The sequence below is a fragment of the Seohaeicola saemankumensis genome (assembly GCF_042678485.1).
GTDB lineage: Bacteria > Pseudomonadota > Alphaproteobacteria > Rhodobacterales > Rhodobacteraceae > Seohaeicola > Seohaeicola saemankumensis.
The window spans coordinates 774,934-795,781 of record NZ_JBHTKR010000001.1 but is presented as its reverse complement, the minus strand read 5'-3'; the positions used below and the strand labels follow the sequence as shown (position 1 = coordinate 795,781).

The 20,848-nt window shown below is 59.3% G+C and carries 21 protein-coding genes and 2 tRNA genes; 7 read left to right on the top strand and 16 right to left on the bottom strand.

All coding sequences use genetic code 11. The features are described from left to right. Window positions 1–543: 543 nt before the first annotated feature. Window positions 544–1,557, top strand: a complete 1,014-nt coding sequence (locus tag ACFQ3C_RS03835; protein WP_380789095.1) for a GlxA family transcriptional regulator — start codon at window positions 544–546, stop codon at window positions 1,555–1,557. A 236-nt stretch (window positions 1,558–1,793) separates the two neighbouring features. Here the strand turns inward: ACFQ3C_RS03835 and ACFQ3C_RS03830 are convergent, their stop codons facing one another. Next, window positions 1,794–3,419 carry a winged helix-turn-helix domain-containing tetratricopeptide repeat protein gene (locus ACFQ3C_RS03830; protein ID WP_380789094.1) on the bottom strand — a complete coding sequence of 542 codons (1,626 nt, stop codon included), beginning with the start codon at window positions 3,417–3,419 and terminating at the stop codon, window positions 1,794–1,796. A 103-nt stretch (window positions 3,420–3,522) separates the two neighbouring features. Between ACFQ3C_RS03830 and ACFQ3C_RS03825 the strand changes: the two genes are divergently transcribed. Further along, entirely contained in the window at window positions 3,523–3,822 is a 300-nt protein-coding gene (locus tag ACFQ3C_RS03825; protein ID WP_380789093.1) for a hypothetical protein, read from the top strand. Between the two features lie 362 nt (window positions 3,823–4,184). Here ACFQ3C_RS03825 and ACFQ3C_RS03820 read toward each other — a convergent pair whose 3' ends face one another. Continuing rightward, on the bottom strand, window positions 4,185–5,999 hold the full coding sequence (locus tag ACFQ3C_RS03820; protein WP_380789092.1) for a hypothetical protein: 1,815 nt from the start codon (window positions 5,997–5,999) through the stop codon (window positions 4,185–4,187). 129 nt (window positions 6,000–6,128) lie between these two features. Here ACFQ3C_RS03820 and ACFQ3C_RS03815 point away from each other — a divergent pair, with 129 nt between their 5' ends. Further along, a complete protein-coding gene (locus ACFQ3C_RS03815) occupies window positions 6,129–6,857 on the top strand; it encodes a gamma-glutamylcyclotransferase (RefSeq protein WP_380789091.1) in 729 nt (242 codons plus the stop codon). Window positions 6,858–7,030: 173 nt separating this feature from the next. Here the strand turns inward: ACFQ3C_RS03815 and ACFQ3C_RS03810 are convergent, their stop codons facing one another. Then, the gene (locus ACFQ3C_RS03810) at window positions 7,031–7,831 is read right to left on the bottom strand and encodes a GNAT family N-acetyltransferase (protein ID WP_380789090.1); all 801 of its coding nucleotides are present in this window, start codon (window positions 7,829–7,831) and stop codon (window positions 7,031–7,033) included. 36 nt (window positions 7,832–7,867) lie between these two features. After that, complete coding sequence (locus ACFQ3C_RS03805; protein WP_380789089.1) at window positions 7,868–8,839, bottom strand: RidA family protein; 972 nt, start codon at window positions 8,837–8,839, stop codon at window positions 7,868–7,870. Between the two features lie 78 nt (window positions 8,840–8,917). Between ACFQ3C_RS03805 and ACFQ3C_RS03800 the strand changes: the two genes are divergently transcribed. After that, entirely contained in the window at window positions 8,918–9,694 is a 777-nt protein-coding gene (locus tag ACFQ3C_RS03800) for a fumarylacetoacetate hydrolase family protein (protein ID WP_380789088.1), read from the top strand. A 70-nt stretch (window positions 9,695–9,764) separates the two neighbouring features. On the opposite strand, the gene ACFQ3C_RS03795 is transcribed toward ACFQ3C_RS03800, so the two are convergent. Further along, window positions 9,765–10,871 (bottom strand): enolase C-terminal domain-like protein, encoded by a 1,107-nt coding sequence (locus tag ACFQ3C_RS03795; protein WP_380789087.1) that lies wholly within the window; start codon window positions 10,869–10,871, stop codon window positions 9,765–9,767. Then, window positions 10,864–11,106: a hypothetical protein gene (locus tag ACFQ3C_RS03790; protein ID WP_380789086.1), complete on the bottom strand. Its 243-nt coding sequence runs from the start codon at window positions 11,104–11,106 to the stop codon at window positions 10,864–10,866. Before ACFQ3C_RS03790 ends, ACFQ3C_RS03795 begins: the two co-directional genes overlap by 8 nt. Window positions 11,107–11,136: 30 nt before the next feature. Here ACFQ3C_RS03790 and ACFQ3C_RS03785 point away from each other — a divergent pair, with 30 nt between their 5' ends. After that, window positions 11,137–11,682 (top strand): YaeQ family protein, encoded by a 546-nt coding sequence (locus ACFQ3C_RS03785; RefSeq protein ID WP_380789085.1) that lies wholly within the window; start codon window positions 11,137–11,139, stop codon window positions 11,680–11,682. Between the two features lie 410 nt (window positions 11,683–12,092). Here the strand turns inward: ACFQ3C_RS03785 and ACFQ3C_RS03780 are convergent, their stop codons facing one another. Further along, window positions 12,093–12,476, bottom strand: a complete 384-nt coding sequence (locus ACFQ3C_RS03780; protein ID WP_380789084.1) for a hypothetical protein — start codon at window positions 12,474–12,476, stop codon at window positions 12,093–12,095. A gap of 97 nt (window positions 12,477–12,573) precedes the next feature. Next, window positions 12,574–13,002 (bottom strand): GFA family protein, encoded by a 429-nt coding sequence (locus ACFQ3C_RS03775; protein ID WP_380789083.1) that lies wholly within the window; start codon window positions 13,000–13,002, stop codon window positions 12,574–12,576. A gap of 428 nt (window positions 13,003–13,430) precedes the next feature. On the opposite strand from ACFQ3C_RS03775, the gene ACFQ3C_RS03770 reads away from it, so the two are divergent. Next, the gene (locus ACFQ3C_RS03770) at window positions 13,431–13,982 is read left to right on the top strand and encodes a hypothetical protein (protein ID WP_380789082.1); all 552 of its coding nucleotides are present in this window, start codon (window positions 13,431–13,433) and stop codon (window positions 13,980–13,982) included. 276 nt (window positions 13,983–14,258) lie between these two features. After that, entirely contained in the window at window positions 14,259–14,654 is a 396-nt protein-coding gene (locus tag ACFQ3C_RS03765) for a c-type cytochrome (RefSeq protein WP_380789081.1), read from the top strand. A 161-nt stretch (window positions 14,655–14,815) separates the two neighbouring features. Here the strand turns inward: ACFQ3C_RS03765 and ACFQ3C_RS03760 are convergent. The 8 genes from ACFQ3C_RS03760 to ACFQ3C_RS03725 all read right to left on the bottom strand — a co-directional run bounded on the left by ACFQ3C_RS03760 (window position 14,816) and on the right by ACFQ3C_RS03725 (window position 20,800). Continuing rightward, window positions 14,816–14,891 (bottom strand) — tRNA-Gly (locus ACFQ3C_RS03760). A gap of 3 nt (window positions 14,892–14,894) precedes the next feature. Beyond that, window positions 14,895–14,969: transfer RNA gene (locus ACFQ3C_RS03755), tRNA-Arg, on the bottom strand. Between the two features lie 178 nt (window positions 14,970–15,147). After that, window positions 15,148–16,032, bottom strand: coding sequence for a polysaccharide deacetylase family protein (locus ACFQ3C_RS03750; protein ID WP_380789080.1), 885 nt, complete (start codon window positions 16,030–16,032; stop codon window positions 15,148–15,150). Between the two features lie 4 nt (window positions 16,033–16,036). Beyond that, window positions 16,037–16,462 carry a nuclear transport factor 2 family protein gene (locus tag ACFQ3C_RS03745; protein ID WP_380789079.1) on the bottom strand — a complete coding sequence of 142 codons (426 nt, stop codon included), beginning with the start codon at window positions 16,460–16,462 and terminating at the stop codon, window positions 16,037–16,039. A gap of 12 nt (window positions 16,463–16,474) precedes the next feature. After that, a complete protein-coding gene (locus ACFQ3C_RS03740) occupies window positions 16,475–17,953 on the bottom strand; it encodes an amidohydrolase family protein (RefSeq protein WP_380789078.1) in 1,479 nt (492 codons plus the stop codon). Window positions 17,954–18,035: 82 nt separating this feature from the next. Beyond that, window positions 18,036–19,064, bottom strand: coding sequence for an ABC transporter substrate-binding protein (locus ACFQ3C_RS03735; RefSeq protein ID WP_380789077.1), 1,029 nt, complete (start codon window positions 19,062–19,064; stop codon window positions 18,036–18,038). A 65-nt stretch (window positions 19,065–19,129) separates the two neighbouring features. After that, entirely contained in the window at window positions 19,130–19,903 is a 774-nt protein-coding gene (locus ACFQ3C_RS03730) for an ABC transporter permease (protein ID WP_380789076.1), read from the bottom strand. Window positions 19,904–19,930: 27 nt separating this feature from the next. Next, window positions 19,931–20,800: an ABC transporter ATP-binding protein gene (locus ACFQ3C_RS03725; protein WP_380789075.1), complete on the bottom strand. Its 870-nt coding sequence runs from the start codon at window positions 20,798–20,800 to the stop codon at window positions 19,931–19,933. Window positions 20,801–20,848: the final 48 nt, after the last annotated feature.

Below are 20,848 nucleotides of genomic sequence, written 5' to 3'. Positions count from 1 at the left end.
GCGCTGCCACGGATCTGGCGGCCCTTCTGGCAGGGCGCGGCGAAAAGGATCAGGCTGCGGACCTACTGCGCCCAGTCTATGCGTCATTTAGCGAGGGTTTCGGAACGCCTGACGTGCTGGATGCCGGAACGCTGCTTGGTGAACTTTAGTGACGGGTACTGTCAGAAGAAACTGGCTTGAGGCGGGCACGGCGGTTGCATAGCCTTGCCGGATGACAAAACGCAGCCCATCGGGGCAAGCTAGCGGTCTCTCATCAGCGGTCCGCCGGGCCCAAGATAAATCGCTGAGTTCCACACCTTTTCCGAAACTCTGCATTCTTCGGCCCTACTTTCCTGGTCAACTTTCCGACCGTCTTTTCTTGAAGCGCACCCCTTCGAAAAGATGAGCCATTCACGTCCAAAAACCAGCTCCCAAACTGTGTTCATCAGATCCGACCCTCCTGCGAAACACGAACACATAGAGGTTTGGTGACATTTCTGGTTGGGCGTGAGAGGCAAAAAGCCTAAAACGGAGCCAAATTCACCACTTTTGGTCAACTCGCCCATGCCATTTTCAGTTCAGATTGTCGCAACTCCAGAAACCAGCGCGTCCAGTGTGTTTGGTTTATATGACACGCTGGTCGCTGCAGGCCGGGACTGGGAACACCTGGTGAGCGGCGATGAGCCTGAGCCAGTGTTTGACGTCAGTCTGGTTGGCCCGGATGTTGAGGGGTTTCGATGCGGAAGTGGAGTGTGGATCGCGCCAGACCAAGCATTTCACGACGCTGACAGCGCCGATATTGTTATTGTGCCCGGGCTGACACTTTCACCGCACGAACGGCCTGACTCCGCTCAACACCCCTGCTTGTCTTGGCTTGCTGAACGCGACATGGCCGGAACACGGGTGATGTCAGCCTGTACGGGAGCAGTCTATTTGGCGGAAATAGGTGTCCTGGATGGGGTCGAAGCTACGACGCACTGGGCTTGGGAAGGCCTGTTCCGTCGGTACTATCCTGCCGTCCGACTACGCACCGACCGCGGCCTTTGCTTTTCCGATGCGTCCCGCGGCCCCGTTACGTCGGGCGGGACAACCGGATGGCAGGAACTTGCCATGTTCCTAATTGCACATTACGGCGGAACACAAAGGGCAGTTCGGGCCGCAAAGGTATGGCTTATGGCCAACCGTGGCGAACTTCAGGCTCCGTTCACGTCGTTGATCACCACCACGCCTCATGCCGACACGGTCATTGCTCAAGTCCAGGAATGGATCGCCGATCATTACGCGATCGATAACCCAGTTGGCGAAATGACAGACCGTTCCGGATTGCCACCCACTACATTCGCGCGACGCTTCCGCAAAGCGACCAACAAGTCGCCGCAAGACTACGTTTTAGCCTTGCGAATTGAAGAAGCACGGCAACTGCTCGAAACCACTGATATACCGATAGCAGATGTTGGAGAGGCAGTAGGTTATGTTGATACGCCGTCATTCAGGAAGTTGTTCAAGCGCAAGACCGGACTGACTCCTGCGGAACATCGCAAGATGTTCGGCAAGTCACGGTTCTCGAACTATTCCTGAAGAGCCACGTTCCAAATTGGCGAGTTTCCTGTCCGCATCGGGCTCAAAGCCGTCATTCGCTGCGGGCCTGATCCATGACCGCTGTGCGGACTTTCTTAACCTTCACCCGAGACATACCAGCCGGCGCTTCCGGCCCTAACCGGTCATTGTTGCCGTTGGGCGCTATTGGCTGCTTGGAGCCCTTTCCGAGAAATCCCATTAGCAGGGCTTCTGTGTCTGGCGCCTAGTTGGACCACCTATTCCGGCAGGCCGGCAAGTCTTAGCCCGTCAATGACCGCCTCTCGGTAGGGAGGGTGTTCAATGTTGACCAGCTGCATGATCTCGGTGATCGTGGCTGGGGCGCCCAAGGCCTCGTATTCCATGACCAGCCAGTCGGCATCGTCTAGCCGTCCCATATGACCATAAGTTGCGATCAGGAGCCGCAAGGCATTCTGGAGGTTCGGGTTGCGCTGGAGGAGTTCTGTGAGCGCAGCCTCCGCTGCTTCGTAGTTGCCGAGGTGGAAGTTAGCCAAGCCAACCGACATGTAGTACCAATATGGGGGAACGGGATTGCGCGCAAACGCTTCCGAAATGGTGTTCAGCGCATCCTCTGCCCGCCCGTCGGACACCTGCACGATCGCGTAAAAAGCGTAGGCGTCTGTGTAATTCGGGTCGAGTTCGATGGCCCTCTCGAACTCGGCGCTGGCCCCTGCGCGGTCCGCGATGAAACTTCGGGACAAAAGCCGTCCGAGCGCGAAATGCGCAAAGGGCAGATCGGGCGACAGGGCGACGGCCCGTTCTGCATGCCGCACCGCCCTCGCGATAGTGTTCGTCACATCGCCGGTCCAGCCGTACTCGACCCGCATGCTAAGTACGATCGAAAGTTGCGCGTGCGCTGCGGCATAGTCTGGGTCGCGTCGGATGGCCTCTGCAAAGGCGTCTTCTGCTTGTTCATTATGGCTCGCGGTCAGGAAGCCGGCCAGCTCTTTGCCCCGAAGGTAATTGTCAAAGGCATCCGCATCGCGCGTGCCCCGAACTCCCAGTCGCTCACGCTCTTGCTTGGACAGACGGACCGACAACACACGCACGAGTTCGGAGAGGACCGTCTCTTGGAAATCGAATACATCTGCTTCGCCCCCCGCATAGCTGTCGGCCCAGATGTTCTCGCCGCCCTTGCCATCGATGAGCGCCGCCGTGATGCGCAGGTTCTGCCCTTCGCGACGCACGCTACCTTCGACGAGGTAGGACACCCGCAATTCCTCTGCGATCTGCCGCGGATCGCTCGTTCTTTGCGCAACCGAGAAGGACGCCGAACGCGACACGACCCTCAAGTCGGTGATCTTCGAAAGATCGACGATGAGTTCTTCGGCGAGGCCGTTGGAATAGTACGACTGCGCTGCATCGCCGCTCAGGTTCGCGAAAGGCAGAACGGCGATCGATTGGACGTTTGATGTGAACGGCTGGCGAGGCGTGAGCAACAGTGCGGCCAGCGCGAGTACGGCGACAACGGCGACTGTGGCCAGAACAGCCCTCCGCGCGGGTGTGAGCGGGGATGCGCGATGCGGCCTATCGGACGGAACGTCGAGGCGGTAGCCCTGTTTGGGTACCGTGCGCAGAAGAGTGCCTGCCTCCGGACCGAGGGCTTTCCGAATTTCCGAGATGCACTGAACGAGGCTGTCGTCGGTCACATGGGTGTCCGGCCAGACCCGCTCCATCAGGCTGTCTTTTGAAACGAGAGTCCCGGCCTGTTCGCTCAAAACCGACAAAACGCGGAGCGATTGCGGGCGCAAGGGCACCAGATTGCCGTCGGAGTCTCGCAACTCCTCTGGCTGCTGATGAAAGTAAAATCCCCCGATCTCAATGATTTGATCCGCTTTCGGCATTTTTCGTGGCCGCTTTCGTGACTTTCGCTATCGCTTTGGGGCCCCAATGGACGAAGGCGCTCGCCCTCAACGGCCGCTTCGAACTCAACCAATGGAGGACACCATGACAATTATTGCAAAATCCACAGCTTTTGTCGCCACTTTCGCGCTATCTTTGACAGTCTGTATAGGTGACGTGCTCGCAGCCCCCAAGAACTGCCCGAAGATTATATCGGTGAGCGTGAATGGAGAGCAGGTCGAACTTCCCGCTGATACGGCCGCGCAAGTGACCATGCTACAGCAGTATGGTGCCCGGTATGCACGGGTGATCGATTTGATCCTCGTAGAAAACGCCAAGCCCGAATGGACCTTCGTGGAAGACTGCTCCCCAGAAGGTGCTGACGTCCTTGCATTGACCGAGTGACAAAAGCCTGGCGGGCGAAACAAGTTACCCGGTGGAGCCTGCCAGCCCTTATCCCGCCGCGTTCACATCTTGCATGGTGGGTGACCTCGGCAATTGGAACTCAACGTTTGCCACACAGGGTTTGAAACAAGGTCCGAGTTGCAGACATTAATACAAACCGCAGCGAACGTCCGCTCTCCGCCCTTCGCGTCAAATGCTGCGCATTGCGACCATGTCTTGGAAGGGCTCAAAGCCGACGTTCGCTGCGGTAATACCAATTACTGTTCAGCGGACAGAGCCGCCGTCCGCCGACGAGCGAAGCTTGCCGATATGACAGTATCTGGCGCCGCTAAGAAAAGTGGCTCTTTAGGTGATTTTCGTGTTCAGGCCGCGGCGGCGCGGCACAGGCAGCTTGCACGGATGGGGATATCAGCGCGCGCAATAGCCTGATCAAGTAACAGCTTAACATGCGGCAGTTCCACCCTCTCGCCGCGTCTTGCCAGACACTCATGCAAGCCGTGCAGCGCCCAAACGTTGCGTGGGTGCTGGCTCGGACGCGGTAGTTTGCCATCCAAGCCCAAATCGGCGCGATAGGCTGCTTCGGCCTCATTGTACTCGCCTGCCTCCATCAGCAGTGCGCCCAAAGCGTGACGCGTGGGCTGCGGCCAAGACCAAGGTTCTTCGTATTCCAGATTATCGTCCAGATCGACCGCCTTGCGAAGGTGGTCCAGTCCCTCCTTGCGACGGCCTGCTTTGAAGGCGATCTCCCCTTTCATCATCTCTTCGGCCACAGCAAGCACATCGCGCGCCTTGTTGTTGAACAGCATCCGACTTTCAGGGACCTTCGCATAGGCAGATGTAAAATCGACCATCGTGGTTTTGGCTTCTTCGTGTCGGCCGAGATTGGCGAGCGCCACCGCCTTGGCATAATAGATCAGGGCGTTTGTGGTCACATACAGCTCCGTGTCTTCGGGCTGAGCGAGATCAAGTATCTCGGACCACATTCCGAAGCGGATATAGACGTGCGGTGCTGCGGCCACGAAGGTTTCAAAGATATCGGGGTATGAGCGGACGACCTCGTCGGGCACTTCTTCACGCAGACGAATGGCAGCATCGACCGCCGCGGCCTTCTGGCCCAGAAACATTGCGCCATAGAAGGCGAAATGCAGATTGTGAATGCGATAGAGTGCATAAAAGTTTGCCGGGCCAGCGTAGGCCTTGAATTTCTCATCTACCTTAGCGGCGGCAAGATTTCTGTAGAGGACGTTCTGGTAGTCACCGCACAGCACATCGATGTGGGTTCCCATGTGCACCAAATGGCCCGCATCAGGCACCAGGTCATTCAGGCGGTCGCCGTGACGCAGGGCGCGTTCAGGATGCGGCGACATCTCCATGAGGTGGATATACATGTGCAGCAAGCCGGGATGGTCCCAAGCCCCGACGGTTTGGTCGAAAGCCCGCTCAAGCACAGCCATCGCCTCGGGCGTCGAGGCATCCGGGTTGGGAACGCCCCTATGTGTGTCCCAAAGCTGCCAGGGGGTTCGGTTCATCATCGCTTCAGCATAGGCAAAGGCGATATCCAGATCTTCGGGATCGGATTCATAAACCGGCTTCATTGCGGCTGCGAACCCGTCATTGAAGGGCTGGTAATCTTCGATCTCAGGATCAGTAGGGTAGCGCGACGCAAGCGCTTGAATCAGGGCGCGTTCCACCGGCTTGGCGTTTTCGAGCGCGAGGCCCGCTTTAAGCGCAGTATGTGCGCGTTCCAGGGCCGGTGCTTTCTCCTCTGGGGTAAAAAACTCCCAAGGCTTGTTGTAATTCGGGCCAATGGCATAGGCGATCCCCCAGTGAGCCAAAGCGCAGGCCGGATCGGCCTCCAGTGCCTTTTCAAAACACACAATGGCCTCTTCATGATTGTAAGCGAACAGCCAGACCAAGCCGCGGTCAAACCAGGTTTGTGCACTAGGAACATCACTCACTGGGCGACTGTAGCTGCCCAGGTTGAAATAATCTAACATGGAAAATACTCCCCGTTGACCCAACAACGATATCACAAACTCGACGCTTAGTCTGCCCAGTTCAATATTTCCTGACGGCTTTGCGGCATCGTCGCCTTTGGGCTCGAAGCTGCCGTTCGCTGCATCGACCACGAAAGTCAGCTTTTGGCCGGAAGCGGCGAGCAGGCTGTTTCTGATCATGCCGTTTGCGGCGACCCGGGGATCGACGGCTCTGAGCCCATCGCCGTCATTGACACATGGCAGACCGTCCCAGAGACTGACACGCGGTCAATGTCTTTATGACTTGAAGCGCCCAGTTGGAGTAAATTCTTGACCGATCGCGATGCTTTCCATCATCACCCCGAGCTGCGCGTAAAAATCAAACCCGCGGCAGAGTCGTTCTTCCGTGATCTGGACCTCGGCACTCTGGACGCTCACGCGGCCAAAGCCGGATTCCCGTCCGACTGGCGCACGCCCTGCCAAGAGCGCGAGGCCGACCGACGCCGTTGGCTGGAAAGCCGCCCGGAGCCGGATCTGTGGGTCTTTGCCTACGGTTCGCTGATGTGGGATCCGTCCTTCAAGTTCGACGAAGTCCGCCTTGCCCATTGCCCTGGATACCAGCGCAGCTTCTGTCTGTGGGATGACGGAGCCCGAGGGTCAAAGGAAGAGCCCGGTTTGATGCTGGCAATCGACGAGGGCGGCAGTTGTGAGGGCCTCGCCTTTCGAATTCGTCAGGAGGAAATCGAGCATGAGACGTTTGTCTTGTTCCGACGCGAAATGCTTGTCCCCGTCTATCGTCCCGTCTGGCTGGACCTCGACACCGCTGCCGGGCCGATAGAGGCACTGGGCTTTGTGGCCAACCGCGCGCGCGAGGATATCAAACCTGGAATTCCGCTTGCGCAACAGGCTGGCATGATCTCATGCGCGAAGGGATTGTTTGGTGATAACATGGACTACTTGTCGGACTTGCACGAGCGCCTGATGTTCCTTGGTTTCAAAGACCCCTATGTCTCGGAGCTTTACGCCGCCGCGGATGCACTTCGCGGCAAGCCCGCATGACCGTGACGGCATCCCACAAAAAAAGCCGACGATCGGAAGGCTCCGCCGAGCCAAAATTCGAAACGGCTGGGGTTGGTGGCGCTCTGCATCAAGGAAGACTTTCGTGAAGCGTTGCCACCTCACGGCTATGCAGGCCGTCTTATAGTCGTGGGGCCCAGCAGCCGAACACCAGTCTATAGCCGCCGCCATATCAGAGATCGTTCCATGAAGTAGACACGGTCGCGCCATTCATCCGGAAATCCCGAAGGAAAGGCCATGCTCGTGAAACCAGCGCGCTCGTACATCGCCCTTGCCTGGGTAAGGAACGCAGCTGATGAAAAGAACACCTTCTGATAGCCATCCGCGATCATTCTTTGGAACATGTCCTCAAGCATCAGGGCACCAAGTCCGTGGCCTCGACCTCGTTCGCTTACGAACATCCGATTGAATTCTGCGACGCCAACGTCAGCCTTGTGATACATCACGCACCCGGTGTCTTTCCCATCTACCGAGCCGATCAGAACGCCGCCGCCCGGTCTTCCGTGAAGTTCTGGAAGCGCCCGCAACACGGCTTCAAAGGCATCAGGGTCCATAGGGTGGTCTGGCCCCGTCGGCCAATCGCTCGGATAGTGTTTCCAGTGCCAATCCAACCATTCCCGACACAATGCGCGTGCGACATCATAGTCGCCGGCATTGTCTGCCAAGCGTATTGAAACAACCGCCATCAGAATTTCTCCTTCGATCAGGGTGACTGCACAAGGGTTGTTGTTCTCCGGGTCGAAGTCAACGAAACCGCTGGCATTTGCACATGGCGAAACCTGGCCTGGTCCGCATTTTGCGGGTTCGACCGGCACGCGATCTCGGGTCTGCAGCGAAAGTCCGCAATGTCTGGCCGCACGGCGCCATACTGACGATGCGGTGAAGATCCACCCTGGGCCGGAGATGACATCTTTCACCAAAGGCGCAAAGCAGACCTTCGCTGCGGCTTGGGCCAAGGTCAGCCAAGTGGGACAAAGCTGCCGCCTGACGTATCAAGGTGAGATCAATACCTCTCCCTCAATCTCCATGGCAAAGCCAAGCGGCAACCCCGGCACTCCAATCGCGGATCTCGCATGTCGACCTATGGTCGAACCAAAAACCTCGATGATGAGATCGCTAAATCCATTCACGACAAGATGCTGTTCAGTATAGCCGGGCGCGGAAGTCACCATTCCAAACACGCGAGTCCAGCCGACGATCCTAGTCAAGTCCCCGATCTCAGCCTCTATGTTCGCCAGCACCGTGAGCGCCACCTCGCGGGCTTCTGCATATCCCTGTTCCGTTGAAAAATCTTTGCCCAACACTCCGAAAGGTCCAGCGATGCTTCCGTCTGCCGCATTCTTGGGGTGGCCGGAGAATATCACCCTTTCGCCTCTGACATTTACAAACGAGAACGGTAAATGCAGGCCTTCAGGAACCTTGGTGGGCGCAGGCAACTTTAGCCCCAGTTCATTCAGTCTTTCTTTGGGCGTTGACATGGATCGGTATCCTTCATTATCGGAAAATAGGGAAGCGTACAAACTCCCCACGCGTTGGTCTACTGAGAGCGCCAAGCAGACCTTCGCTGCATCGGCCAGGAACGAAGGCCCTGGGCCGTGAGTAAGGAAGGATCGCGGCAGCAGTACAGCAGATGCTGCGCTGCCTCCGAGGTAGGCTGCGTCTTCGTAGGCGCGCAGCAAGGCTTGTTCACTGGTCAGGCCCAATCGGCATTCAAGGTCAAGCAAGCGAAGCTTTACGTGTTGCGCCTCGAAATAGGCGACCGCCGCCTCGGCGATCTGCTCGGCCGTCTCACGATCCAACTCCCGCAATCGTTCCAGTGCATCAAGGATATTCTGCCGCGCGGTCAGCCGTTCCTGTTCTTCCTCTTCCGTGATGACACCAAACAGATGCCGATATCCAAGATAGGAAACCCGCGAAAGGCTTTTCCCGGCATGCCGCTTGTAGGAATAAACACGGCGCTGCATAAATGCGCTCCAGGACCTTGTTTGCGTTGGCGGAGTTTTAGGCGCCAGTGCGGAATATCCAATTGAGGAGACGGCACCATGAAATGGGCTAGGGGCTACACCAACGATGGATCGCAGATCATCGGTGTTATCGACAATGACGAACTTCATCCGCGTGATGGTCTTGGGTCGGATACCGCCGTTGGTGCGCCTGTTCCACTTTCAGAGGTTACGCTGCAGGCGCCGGTTCAGCCGGGCAAGTTCATCGGCCTGTGGAACAACTTCAAGGCCGCCGCCGAAAAGGGCGGGATGGATCACCCCACGCATCCTCTTTATTTCTTCAAGTCCGACAGTTCGCTGTCGGGGCATGGTGCCAGCGTTGAACTGCCCTTCGCAGCCGGGCGGGTTATCTTTGAGGGCGAGTTGGGCATCGTGATTGGCAAAACCTGCAAGAATGTCGGCCCCGAAGAGGCCGCTGAGGCCATTTTGGGCTATACCTGCATCAATGACCTCACGTCGCTCGATGTTCTTCACGCGGATCCATCTTTCCCGCAATGGACCCGCGCCAAAAGCTTTGACGGGTTTGGCGTTGTCGGCCCGGTCATCGAAACAGATGTGAACTGGAAGGATCTGACGATCCGCGTTCTTGTGGACGGCCGAGAACGCCAGTCATATCCGGCATCCGACATGATCTTGCCGCCAGCCGAGATTGTCAGTCACTTGTCAAAGGACATGACACTCAACCCCGGCGACCTTATCGCCTGCGGGACATCCCTGGGGGCCCGCCCGGTCAAGCCGGGGATGGTCGTCGAAGTTGTGATTGACGGTGTCGGTGGGGTCAGTGTGACCATGACATCGCCTGCTGACGGAGGCTGAGTATTTTGCGGGGACTTTTCAGTGCCCCGGTCGTCTTGCGCGGGTTGATGCGGCTCAGCCCCAAAACTGCTTACGCATAAAGGCCAAACCCTGGTTGATCCGACACCCTCAGGCTGTTGCCTGAGGGCTTTGCGTGACCGGAAAACTGGTTCGCTGTCCAATCTGCATATTCAAGGAAATGTGCATTCGGAATGGCCGCCAGGAGGTGGCTACTGATTTCGGGGTAAAGGTGGGAAGATACTTTGACCCCGTAATTGTCTGCAAGCCTTGCTGCTCTGAGCCACTGTGTAACGCCGCCGATCTTGCCGACATCCGGCATCAGATATCTGCTGGCAGACAGCCGCAAAGCGCGATCCACTTCCGTTGGTGACCACAGGTTTTCGCCAATCTGGATCGGCGTTTTCAGCTTGGCTTGCAGGGTGGCTGTCTCTTCAAGAAGGTCGGCATGGATCGGCTCTTCGATCCACAGCAGGCCAAGCCCGTCGATTTCCGTGCATCTCTTGATTGCTTCAGACGGTGTAAGCCCTTGATTGTAGTCCACCATCAACTGGACAGAGGAACCAAAGGCATCGGCAAGCATGTCCAGTGCCCCCATGTCAGCTGCCAGAGTTTCATAACCAAGGCGAAGTTTCATGGTTGTATTGCCGTTCTTCAGAAAACTCTCGGCTTGCTGCCTGATCGTCCGTTGATCACCGATCCCAAGTCCGGAGCTTTCATAAGTTCTCAGCTCTGGCGACGTCCCCCCGAGTACGCGGTAGAGCGGTTTACCGATTGCTTTTCCAACCACATCCCAGACAGCCATATCCACAGCGGCCATTGCCATGGTGACGATCCCGGTGCCGCCAAAAAGCTTGAAATGCCGCAGGACCTTGTCCGTGATGTTTTCCGGCAGGCATGGGTCGCCGCGGACCACTTCGAACACCGCTTTTGTCGCCTCGCTGAGCGCAGGTAGAAGCGTTCGATTTGGAGAAAAGAGATAGCTTTCGCCGATCACCCCGCATGCCGTCAGAACCTGAACGATCAAAAGTGGAGCAACCTCCAATGATCCACTGGATGTTTGCAAGGGTGTTGGCAGGGCGGGATAAGCTGCCTCAAGACGGATTGACGCCAGGTGCAAACCCGACACCTGCGCGCTGATGCGAGCCGGAAGGATTGACGCATGCGTTGTTTCAAACATTGTTCCAGCCCAAATTGAACGGTCTTGCCGGGATCATGAGCACCGCGTTGTTCAGAACAACAGGCGCCATGCCCGGCTTGGATTGCCCTACCACAGGCGCAGCCATGCGGGTGCGTATTTCTGCGTAGCAACCATTCTGCACCATGGGGCTGCACAACATGGCAACACCGGTTTGACCCTTGATATCCGTGACAGCCTTATCTGCTTTCACAAGGTCATCAGACGCAGTAGGCATCCCAATCCTTGAATTTATTTGGAACAGGTCATGGCGCAAAATGCCACTATCTATAAGGTCGAACTATCAGTCTCTGACATGGATCGACACTATTATGAGACGCATAAGCTGACCATTGCCAAGCATCCCTCGGAGACGGATGAAAGGTTGATGGTGCGTATTGTCGCTTTTGCGCTGAATGCCCATGAGCATTTGGAAATGACGAAGGGCCTTTCAACGGATGACGAGCCAGACATATGGCAGAAAAGTCTGAGCGGCGAGCTTGATGTGTGGGTGGCGCTCGGGCTTCCCAGCGAAAAGGTGATGCGTCAATCCTGTGCCAGAGCCAAGAAGGTGATTGTCTATCCTTACGGAGGCAGGACGGCAGAGGTTTGGTGGGACAAGATCAAAAACAGCACCACCCGTTTTGAAAATCTTGAGGTGACAAATCTTTCCGATAAAGCCACGAGCGACCTGGCAAAACTGGCAAGCCGCGCCATGAAGCTCCAGATCAATATTCAGGACGGCGATGTGATGGTCAGCGTCGGTGATGGTATCGTGAACTTTACCCCGCAAAAATGGAAAAGTGCTGCGTAATTCAAAAGCGCCGGCCTCAAAAGAAACCCACTCAGGGTGCTTCGTGGCGTCCTTCCTTCCTGGTCAGATGTAGACCGGGAAGCAGATATTTGCTGTGGTTCGGACCAAGGTCTACTATGCGGACCTTCGCGCCGTTGGCTGCGGATCGGTCAGTGTCAGCCTCGGAGTTCGACACGGCCGAGCGACCAGCCTGGAAGAACGGCCAGCTACAGCCCAAGTTGGCGTACCCCCACTTCAGGGGCGGGCACTTCAACTGACCTCGACATGTTGCAGGTATCTTGCATGCGCTGCCCGAGATGCAGCGCAAGACGCGGTCATGCGTTGCGCTTTGCCTGAAATGCGGATGTACGGGGCAGAACGGTCGTGGCCTCAGACACCTGAAATGCTGGATGCGCGATTGCTGCTGTGCCTCAGCGTTCACCCCGACGCTGCCGTCGGATCACGCTTCGGATCCACGTTGCCATCAGGAACAGGATATACCATGGCACTGCATAAGCCAAAGCGACCACCCACCCCATGAATGCCGCAAAGACAAGCGGGCCACTGTCCAAATATGCTTCTTCCAAGAGTTCCTGGCTTGGATTTTCCGTGCTCTCTACCAGCTCGTACAGCTCTTCGGCATGCTTGACGACGCCGAGAAAGTAAGTCGCCCAGCCCAGGATGATGATCAAGAGGATGATCACCCACCATGGCGGCCTTCGCCAAAAAAAGCGCGACGCCAGAAGCACCACGGGCAGCAGTGTGAACGTTCCGCCGTACAACAGGCTTTCAAACGACATCATGCTTTCTTCCATCCGCGGCCGCACATGCACTGGGGCGGTCTTTGCCTGATCCCGGCGGCTGTCGTCGCAGGGCCCGCAAGAACCGTGCTGTTTCTCTTCGCCAAGAAAATCACTCGGCAATCAGCGCTCCGCTCCCTCCCGACCTTTCAGGCATGTCGCGGTATTTCGGCAAACCGTCAGACAGCGCCATAACGCGTTCAGCATAGTTGATGTGGATCGTCGGCTGAAAGTCAAAGGCCGTCAGGACACCTGCGAAAATGTCGAACAATCTGGCACCAGGTATAAACGTGCAGACCGCGCCGCCACACACGGCACAGCTGAACTTCCCTCCCTCCGGATGATCCGTGATGGAAAAACGATGAAGTTTCTCTTTGCCTTTTACAAAGCGAACCCGGTCTTCTGGCCACAAGATGCAGGCGGTCACAGGCTGTCCAGACCACCTGCGGCAACTGGTGCAATGACAAAAACACTGAATGACCGGATCACCCTCGGCGACAAGTGAAATCTGCCCGCAATAACACCGCGCATGATGTTCCATGTGTCGACCCTTCTTTGATTTGGACTTTGGAAATCGAGGCATGTCCTGTGAGGGAAACAGATGCGTTTCAAGTTCCCCAAGAGTTTATCGTCAATAGTTTAGCAGAGATTCCAGCGTGACGCAGCATTCAACAAGATGGCCTTGGCCCCGTCGTTCGCCGCGCGCTCGATGAACGTCCGCCCAGGGCAAGGGTGAGCGTGTTGCGCGGAATGTGGGGCCAAAGGGGCGAGCAACGCGGTTGCGCCCCCCCGCCCGGCCAGGGCAGTCGTGCGGCAAGGCTGACGGTCATCCCTGACAAGACAGGATGGGCTGCAAAGGCCCGAAATGATCCATGTCAAAGATATTTTGCGCGCACTGCGGCCGACTTCGAAGCGGCGCTGCCTGAGCGCGGCGTCAGGATGAAATGCATATCTAAGGGAGTTGGGCACATGGCGATTACCGCATGGGGCAAAGCTGTAGGAATGGGGTTTGTGATTGTCTTGGCCGGTTGTGCACAGCCGGCGCAACAAACCGAAATGGTGCCAGGGGCAATTGCACCCGTATCCGGCTCCAGCAAATATCAGCGCTCTGTACGCGATGTGATCGGCTTTGGGGGTGAGGAAACAAATCCGATGTGGACATCGGAGATTTCGAAAGAGGATTTTCAGGCAGCCTTGGAAATGTCTCTTCGTCAGGCCGGGATCTTCTCGGAGACGGGCCGCTATACGCTCAGGGCCGATATCTTGACCGTGGAACAACCGCTTGTCGGCATAGACCTGAAGGTTGTGATGACGGTTCGCTACAACCTCATTGATCGCGCTGGTCAGATCCGTTTCGACAAGACGATCAAGTCGGAATACACGGCGAAATTTTCCGAAGCCTTTGTCGCAATTGAAAGGCTGCAAAAGGCCAATGAAGGCGCGGCGCGGGCAAACATCGGGCTGCTTCTGCAATCGCTTGGGGCTGCGTCTTCCGGCGGTCGGATCGGGGCGGTTTCCTGACCGGGTATTGCGGTTTGCGTTCTGCTGTGACGGCATCCATCCTGTTCTGCCCCGGCGTGATCCGGCAGGGCGGCCATTGCAGCGGCACACGGGAGATGAACGCGCGGTCACCAACCAGGTTGCCCCCTGCCGAGCAAGGCAAATCCACTTTGGCCCCGGTATTGGGCCATTCCGGACAGGGCTGCTTGATGCAAGTCAATGTGTGCGCAAATCGGCGGCGTTAGCCTTGTCGCAGAAGCCAGACGACACCGGCTTCCAAGGGTGGAGGGTATTGCAATGAAAACGACTGTTCATATCGCGGCTGTTCTTGCCAGCATGGTGGGGGTGCATTCCGTCGCAGCGGATGACGCCGGCCAGAACGAGTACATGATCGCCTGCGCGGGATGCCATGGCGAAACGGCGAAAGGTGATGGGCCATTGGCCGGTCTTCTGAAGATCGCCACCCCGGACCTGACGGGTCTTGCGGCGCGCAATGGTGGGACGTTTCCACTGGAAAGCACGCTTTTCATGATCGACGGGCGCGACTTGCGGCCCGCGCATGGAAATGAAATGCCGGTCTGGGGCGAGCGGTATACGGCCTCGGCAACCAGTCAGCGCGGAGAGACGCCGGATATGGTGGCGCGTGGACGCATCCTGTCGCTTGTCTACTATCTGGAATCCATCCAGGAGTAGCCGCGAAAGGGCATTTTACGAAAGGACCGGCCGCGCGATCTGCCTGCCGGTCGCCCGGCCCATTCGGTTGGAACACGCCTGCCCGTCAGGGCGTGTGACGATCCGGGTTCAGGAGAAAAACCGGCCCTGCGCGCAAGTGTCGTGATGTCATGCGGGAATGTTGGAGCGGCGAACCGGGTTCGAACCGGCGACCTTCGGACTGGAAAACCGATGCTCTACCACCTGAGCTATCGCCGCCCATGGTGCTTCCGGCAGTTTTCGAACCTGCGATACCCGGGTAGAAACCGGATGCTCTGTCCACTGAGCCACGGAAGCTGACGTTAGCCCCGTCCTCGTCCTCGATATGATTGCGTCATCGCCATGTGCATGATCCGGACTGCATCCCCAGGATAGAGAATACCATCATAGGGCGAAATCCGGACGCCTGCAACGGAATTGTGCCAAGGCGCAGATGCCTGCGCCCCGGCCCTATGTGCCCTGGCCTTCCACCCTGTCAGGGGATCAGATCCGCGATCTGGTCCCGGCAATAGGTGTGGATCTTGCCCGCCGCGGTCAGCCATATGTCGTCGCGCCGCGCAGTGATATGCGCCAGCGCGCGCCGCAGGTGACGCAAGCGGTAGGGTTGGCCCACCAGGTAGGGATGCAGGGCGATCCCCATGACCAGCGGCTGGCTGCGGGACTGTTCAAGCATCTCGTCGAAATTGTCGATGATCATGTCCGCGAAATACCCGGCCCCATCCTTGCGCGCCACGATCGAGGGGATGTCGTTCACCTCTTGCGGATAGGGGATCGACAGGATGCGGCCGGTCCGCGTACGCATCCAGACGGGTTGATCGTCCATGCACCAGTTCAGCGTATAGCCATACCCCGCCTCGGCCAGAAGATCGGGGGTCACCCGGCTTTCCGCGATCCAGGGCGAAAGCCAGCCTTGCGGCGCGACCCCTTCAGCGCGGGTGATCGCATCCGTCGCCTCGGCGATCAGCGCGGCCTCGGCGGTCTCGTCCAGAATGCTTTGGCGTTCGGAATTGGTGCGCCCATGCCCCGCCACCTCGTCACCGCGCGCGCGGAAGGCCGCCATCAGTTCGGGCGCGTAATCATACATCGCCGCATTCGCCAGAACGCTGACGGGCATATCCAGCGCATCGAACATGTCGCGCATCCGCCAGGCGCCGACACGGTTGCCGTAATCGCGCCATGCGTAATTCAGCACATCAGGCTGCGGCCCGCCCGGCGCAAGCTCTGCCCCCAGCCCCTCGCCAAAGGCGAAATGTTCCAGGTTCAGCCCGATATAGACAGCCAGCCGCGCGCCACCCGGCCAGGTGTAATCGGCGCGCCGCGTGATCGGGACATAGTCGTAACGGCCATGATCCTTCAGCATGTGCTTAAAGCTCCGCCTCGGCCAGACCCGCCTTTGCCAGCAGGATTTCGGCGCTGTCATTCCAGACGTCGGTGCGGATCAGCTTGCCGTCGCGCACGATGAACTTGTCCATGTAGCGGTTCGTCTCGAAGGCGGTGCCGTCATGCCATTCGCCGTAAAGATAGCCGGTGTTGTAGACATGCACATCCCCGGTTTCAGGGTCCAGCGCGGCATCTGTGCGCAGAAAGCGCTTCTTGACCCAGGCATAGCGTTTCGCGTTGAAGGCCGCACTTTCGGCCGGGCCGGCAAAGCGGCGCGCGCCGGTAAAGACCAGTTCGAAATCGGGGGCCAGATAGGCGGATGCGCCTTCGGGATCGGGCACCATCGAGCGTTCGAGATAGGCCTCGACAATGGCTTTGGCGGCGGTGAGCGGATCGGTTCTCTGGTCCATGGTGGTCCTCCTTCAGGAACGGGATGCGGATGTGCAGGCCGCGTGACAAAAACTGCGCACGATGGTGGCGGCGGCCTCGGCCATCACGCGGGTCTCGGTGTTCGCGGCATCAAGCCATGCGGCGGCGGCGCGGGCGCGGGACGCCAGCGCGGCTTCGTCCAGCGTCAGCACGCGATTGTCCGAAAACACCATGCGGCCCGCGATCATCACCTCGCGCAGGGCGGCGCCGTTTTCGGCAAAGACGACCTGCGTCAGCACATCGCGCAGCGGGACATAGTGGCAATAGTCGCGGTCCAGAAACAACAGATCCGCCGCCCAGCCTGGTGCGATGCGACCGACGCGGGTCAGCCCGAGGATGCGCGCGCTGCCTTCGGTCGCCATGCGGAACGCCTCAAGCGCGGTGATCCATGTGCCGGGGTCATCGGCCTTGGCGCGGCTGAGGGTGCAGGCCAGGCGCAGCGCCTCGAACATGTTCTGCCCGTCCGACGTGTTGGAGGCATCGGTCCCCACGCCCAAGGTGACCCCCGCATCGGCCAGCGCCCGCAGGGGCGCGGTCCCGGACCCCAGGCGCAGGTTGCTCAGCGGGTTATGCACGATCCCGGCCCCCTGCCCGGCCAGACATGCGGCCTCATCCGCCGACAGCCAGACACCATGCGCCCCGCTGAAGCGCGCGGACAGCACGCCCAGACTGTCCAGATGCGCCGTCAGCGTGGTGCCATAGCGTTGCATCGCGGCCACCTGCTGCATCCGGGTTTCCGCCAGATGGGTTTGCAGCCGCAGATCCGACGCCTCGGCCAGTTGCGCGCAGGCTGTCAGGAAATCATCCGAGCAATGCAGCGGAATGGCCGGGCCGATGCCCGGCCTGACCCGGTCCATGGGCACCGGCCACGCGTCAAAGGCCGCCTTGCAGATCGCAAGGGTTTCGCGCCAGGGCGGCAGGGTCATCGCGGCCAGCGCACTGCGCGTATCGGGGGGAAACGCCGCAAGCAGGCCCGGCAGCGCCTGGTAGATCGTGCGATCCGAGATCATCGGCGCCACGACCGCCCGCATGCCTGCCGCATGATAGGCCTCGGCCACGGCATGTATGCCTGCAACGGACGGCCCCGGCAGTTCCACGCTGAGGTCGAAACAGGCGGTACAGCCCTTGCGGATCATCTCGGCCGCGGACAGTTCCGCCGACAGCCGCAGATCATCCGCGCTGCGCTGGCCGTTCAGCGCCGGGGAACCGGCCAGAAAGGTTTCAAGCGTCGCATCATCCGGCACCCCGCCCCGCCCCAGCGCACCATGGGAATGGGTGTGCCCGTTGACCAGACCGGGGATGATGATGCGGCCCGTGGCGTCGATCACCTGCACGCCCTCTGGGCCGTCGTCACCGTCAACAAGCTCTGTGATCCGCCCGTCCTGGATCAGCAACGACACAGGCGCGAAACGCGCATTGTCGACCAGGACAAGGCCACCGCTGATCAGGGTCCGAGGCGCGTTCATCGACATATCCGGGGTTGGTCATGCAGGTCAGACAGGAAAATGCGCCGGACGGATAAAGCCGCCCGGCGCATGGTGATCGCAGCCTGGATCAGTTCATGATCTCGACGGCAAAGGCACGCTCTGTCACCGGCGGCAGGAACGACCGGTCGAAGATCTCGGAGGCTTCGGGCAGACGCTCAAGCCCGTAACCCTTGGCCACGATCCCGATCGACCGGGTCAGACGCTCGTCCACCAGATCGCCCATGCCGATGGTGTCGACCTCGGGCGCGTTCATCAGGTTGGTCAGGGCAAAGTTCAGGCGCGCGCGTTCCAGTTCGGGGTTCACCAGGTTGTCGAAGGCCATGATCGCCTCCATCGCGGCATCCTGGTCCTTGGCGATTTCCAGCGTTGCGCGGTTCACGGCGCGGACCATGCCGGCAACCACCTCGGGCTTGTCGGTCAGCAATGCGCGCGACACCATCATGCCGTTGGAATAAAGGTCCATGCCGTATTCTTCGAACTGGAACCAGTTGTAGTCCTTGGCCGGGTCCTGGCGGTTGGCGATCAGGTTGAACCAGCTTGTGATCGTGAACACGAAGGCCCCGTCGATATCACCGCGGATCAGCATCGGCTCTTGCAGGTTGGGGGCCATGTTTTCCTGCTTGACGCTGGCCAGATCGATCCCGTTCAGCTCTGCGAAGACCGGAAACAGGCGCGTGGTCGGCGTGCCCTGTGCGCCACCCAGCGTACGGCCCGCGAAATCGGCGGGTGTCTCGATGCCGGATGTCTTGGGCGTCACGATGGCAAAGGGCGGGCGGTTCCACAGCTGATAGACCATCACCGGGGCTTCGCCGGGGCGCTGCGCCGCGTTCTGGATGATCGCGTTGATATCGCCGAAACCGGCATCATAGGCGCCACCCATGATCCGCGTCACGGTCGCGGCCGAACCTTCGCCCTGGTCGATGGTCACGTTCAGACCTTCCTCGGCGAAATATCCCTTGCTCAGCGCCAGCAGAAAGGGCGCGTCAGAGCCTTGGGTCTTCCAGCCAAGGGTAAAGCGGATATCGGTCATTTCGGCCCAGGCCGGGGACAGCCCGGCCGCAAGGGCAAGCACGGCACCAAAGACAGCGTTCTTCATTCTGTTGTTCCTTCTATCGCGGGTTTCAGGTGAGGGTTCAGGAGACGTCGTGACACAGGTATGTTTCAGGTGATGGCGATGTCGTTGCCGCGCGTGGCCCAGCCGGTCACGCGGGCCTCCAGGAAAGAGAAGAAGGCGTAAAGCGCGACCCCCATCAGCGCGAGGACGAACAACCCCGCAAAGACAAGTGACACCTGGAAGTTGGATGAGGCGGTCATCATCACATTGCCGATGCCCCGGTTGGACGCGACGGTTTCCGACAGCACCGCACCCACGAAGGACAGGGTGATCGCCACCTTCAGCGAGGCAAAGAAATAGGGCATGGTGCGCGGCAGACCGACATTCCACAGGATCTCTTTCTTCGACGCGCCCAGCGTTTTCAGCACGTCTTCCAGATCCGGTTCCGTCGTGGCCAGGCCCGTGGCGATGTTCACAACGATGGGGAAGACGCAGATCACCATGGCCGTCAGGATGGCGGGTGTCGTGCCCGATCCGAACCACAGCACGAAGATCGGCACCACGGCGACCTTGGGGATGGACGAAAAACCCACCAGCAGCGGATAGGCCACGCCATAAGCCACCCGCGAGGTGCCGATCAGCACGCCGATCGACACGCCGATGATCACCCCCAGCGTAAAGCCCGTCAGCGTCGCGTAGAGTGTCTGCAGGATATGCGGCCAGAGCACCGGGAACCGGGTCCAGAGCGTCACCGCGATTTCAGAGGGGCGCGGCAGGATCAGGTCCGACACGTTCAGCACGATGCACAGGACCTCCCACAACAGGAAGAACCCCAGGATGAACGAAAAGGACATGACCCTGATCCGGGTTGCGTCAGTCATGGCGGGATCTCCTTTGGGAAACCGGGGTCATTTACGCACCTGCGCGATCAATTCGCGCAGGCCTTGGGTCATCTCGACGAAGGCAGGCTCGTAGATGACGCCGATGTCACGCGGTTGCGGCAGGTTGACTTCGCGGTCCGAGATGACACGGCCGGGACGCGCGCTCATCACGCAGATGCGGCGCGCGAGGAAACCGGCCTCGCGCAGGTCATGCGTGACCAGCAGCACGGTCGGCTTGCGATCAAGGTAGAGATCCTGAAGGATCTGCCACAGCTCCTCGCGGGTGAACTGGTCCAGCGCGCCGAAAGGTTCGTCCAGCAGCAACAGGTCGGGGTCGTGGATCAGCGCGCGGCACAGGTTCGCACGCTGCAACATGCCCCCCGACAGCTGCCAGGGGTAATGGTTTGCGAAATCCTTCAGCCCCACCTGCGCCAGCAGCGCATGGACCCGGTCGCGATAGGCACCCTTGCGGTCCTGCTGAAACGTCCGCTTGAACGGCTCGACGATCTTGAGAGGCAGCATCACGTTCTTTTCGATGGTCAGCCAGGGCAGCATCGTCGGGTTCTGGAACGCCATCCCGATCCGCAGCTCCTTGGCGGCCACCTCGCGTCCGCCCAGCAGCACCAGCCCCGAGGAGGGCTGGATCAGGTTACTGGCCAGGCGCAGGATCGTCGATTTTCCGCAGCCGGACGGGCCGACCAGCGCCAGAAAGTCGCCCCGCTCCATACGCAGGGTCGTGGGCGACAGGGCCGTGACGCTTTGCGGCCCCTTGCCGAAGACGACCGAGGCTTCCTGCAGCTCGATCGCCGGGCGCGGATGCACCGGGTTGGTCCGTGAGGCCGGTTGCGTCGCGGGCACCGGCATCGCTGGGGCGGGGATGTCTGATGTCATGTTCATGCCGCCACGTGACAGCCAGCGCCGGAAACTGGGAAGTGGTCTAAGTAA

Coding starts and splice junctions, on each gene's coding strand:
- ACFQ3C_RS03730 (WP_380789076.1), bottom strand. CDS start 19,903: ATGACTGACGCAACCCGGATCAGGGTCATGTCCTTTTCGTTCATCCTG.
- ACFQ3C_RS03745 (WP_380789079.1), bottom strand. CDS start 16,462: ATGGACCAGAGAACCGATCCGCTCACCGCCGCCAAAGCCATTGTCGAG.
- ACFQ3C_RS03725 (WP_380789075.1), bottom strand. CDS start 20,800: ATGAACATGACATCAGACATCCCCGCCCCAGCGATGCCGGTGCCCGCG.
- ACFQ3C_RS03825 (WP_380789093.1), top strand. CDS start 3,523: ATGACAATTATTGCAAAATCCACAGCTTTTGTCGCCACTTTCGCGCTA.
- ACFQ3C_RS03790 (WP_380789086.1), bottom strand. CDS start 11,106: ATGCCTACTGCGTCTGATGACCTTGTGAAAGCAGATAAGGCTGTCACG.
- ACFQ3C_RS03765 (WP_380789081.1), top strand. CDS start 14,259: ATGAAAACGACTGTTCATATCGCGGCTGTTCTTGCCAGCATGGTGGGG.
- ACFQ3C_RS03835 (WP_380789095.1), top strand. CDS start 544: ATGCCATTTTCAGTTCAGATTGTCGCAACTCCAGAAACCAGCGCGTCC.
- ACFQ3C_RS03820 (WP_380789092.1), bottom strand. CDS start 5,999: ATGATCAGAAACAGCCTGCTCGCCGCTTCCGGCCAAAAGCTGACTTTC.
- ACFQ3C_RS03795 (WP_380789087.1), bottom strand. CDS start 10,871: ATGTTTGAAACAACGCATGCGTCAATCCTTCCGGCTCGCATCAGCGCG.
- ACFQ3C_RS03780 (WP_380789084.1), bottom strand. CDS start 12,476: ATGGAAGAAAGCATGATGTCGTTTGAAAGCCTGTTGTACGGCGGAACG.
- ACFQ3C_RS03805 (WP_380789089.1), bottom strand. CDS start 8,839: ATGCAGCGCCGTGTTTATTCCTACAAGCGGCATGCCGGGAAAAGCCTT.
- ACFQ3C_RS03735 (WP_380789077.1), bottom strand. CDS start 19,064: ATGAAGAACGCTGTCTTTGGTGCCGTGCTTGCCCTTGCGGCCGGGCTG.
- ACFQ3C_RS03750 (WP_380789080.1), bottom strand. CDS start 16,032: ATGCTGAAGGATCATGGCCGTTACGACTATGTCCCGATCACGCGGCGC.
- ACFQ3C_RS03785 (WP_380789085.1), top strand. CDS start 11,137: ATGGCGCAAAATGCCACTATCTATAAGGTCGAACTATCAGTCTCTGAC.
- ACFQ3C_RS03775 (WP_380789083.1), bottom strand. CDS start 13,002: ATGGAACATCATGCGCGGTGTTATTGCGGGCAGATTTCACTTGTCGCC.
- ACFQ3C_RS03800 (WP_380789088.1), top strand. CDS start 8,918: ATGAAATGGGCTAGGGGCTACACCAACGATGGATCGCAGATCATCGGT.
- ACFQ3C_RS03740 (WP_380789078.1), bottom strand. CDS start 17,953: ATGTCGATGAACGCGCCTCGGACCCTGATCAGCGGTGGCCTTGTCCTG.
- ACFQ3C_RS03830 (WP_380789094.1), bottom strand. CDS start 3,419: ATGCCGAAAGCGGATCAAATCATTGAGATCGGGGGATTTTACTTTCAT.
- ACFQ3C_RS03770 (WP_380789082.1), top strand. CDS start 13,431: ATGGCGATTACCGCATGGGGCAAAGCTGTAGGAATGGGGTTTGTGATT.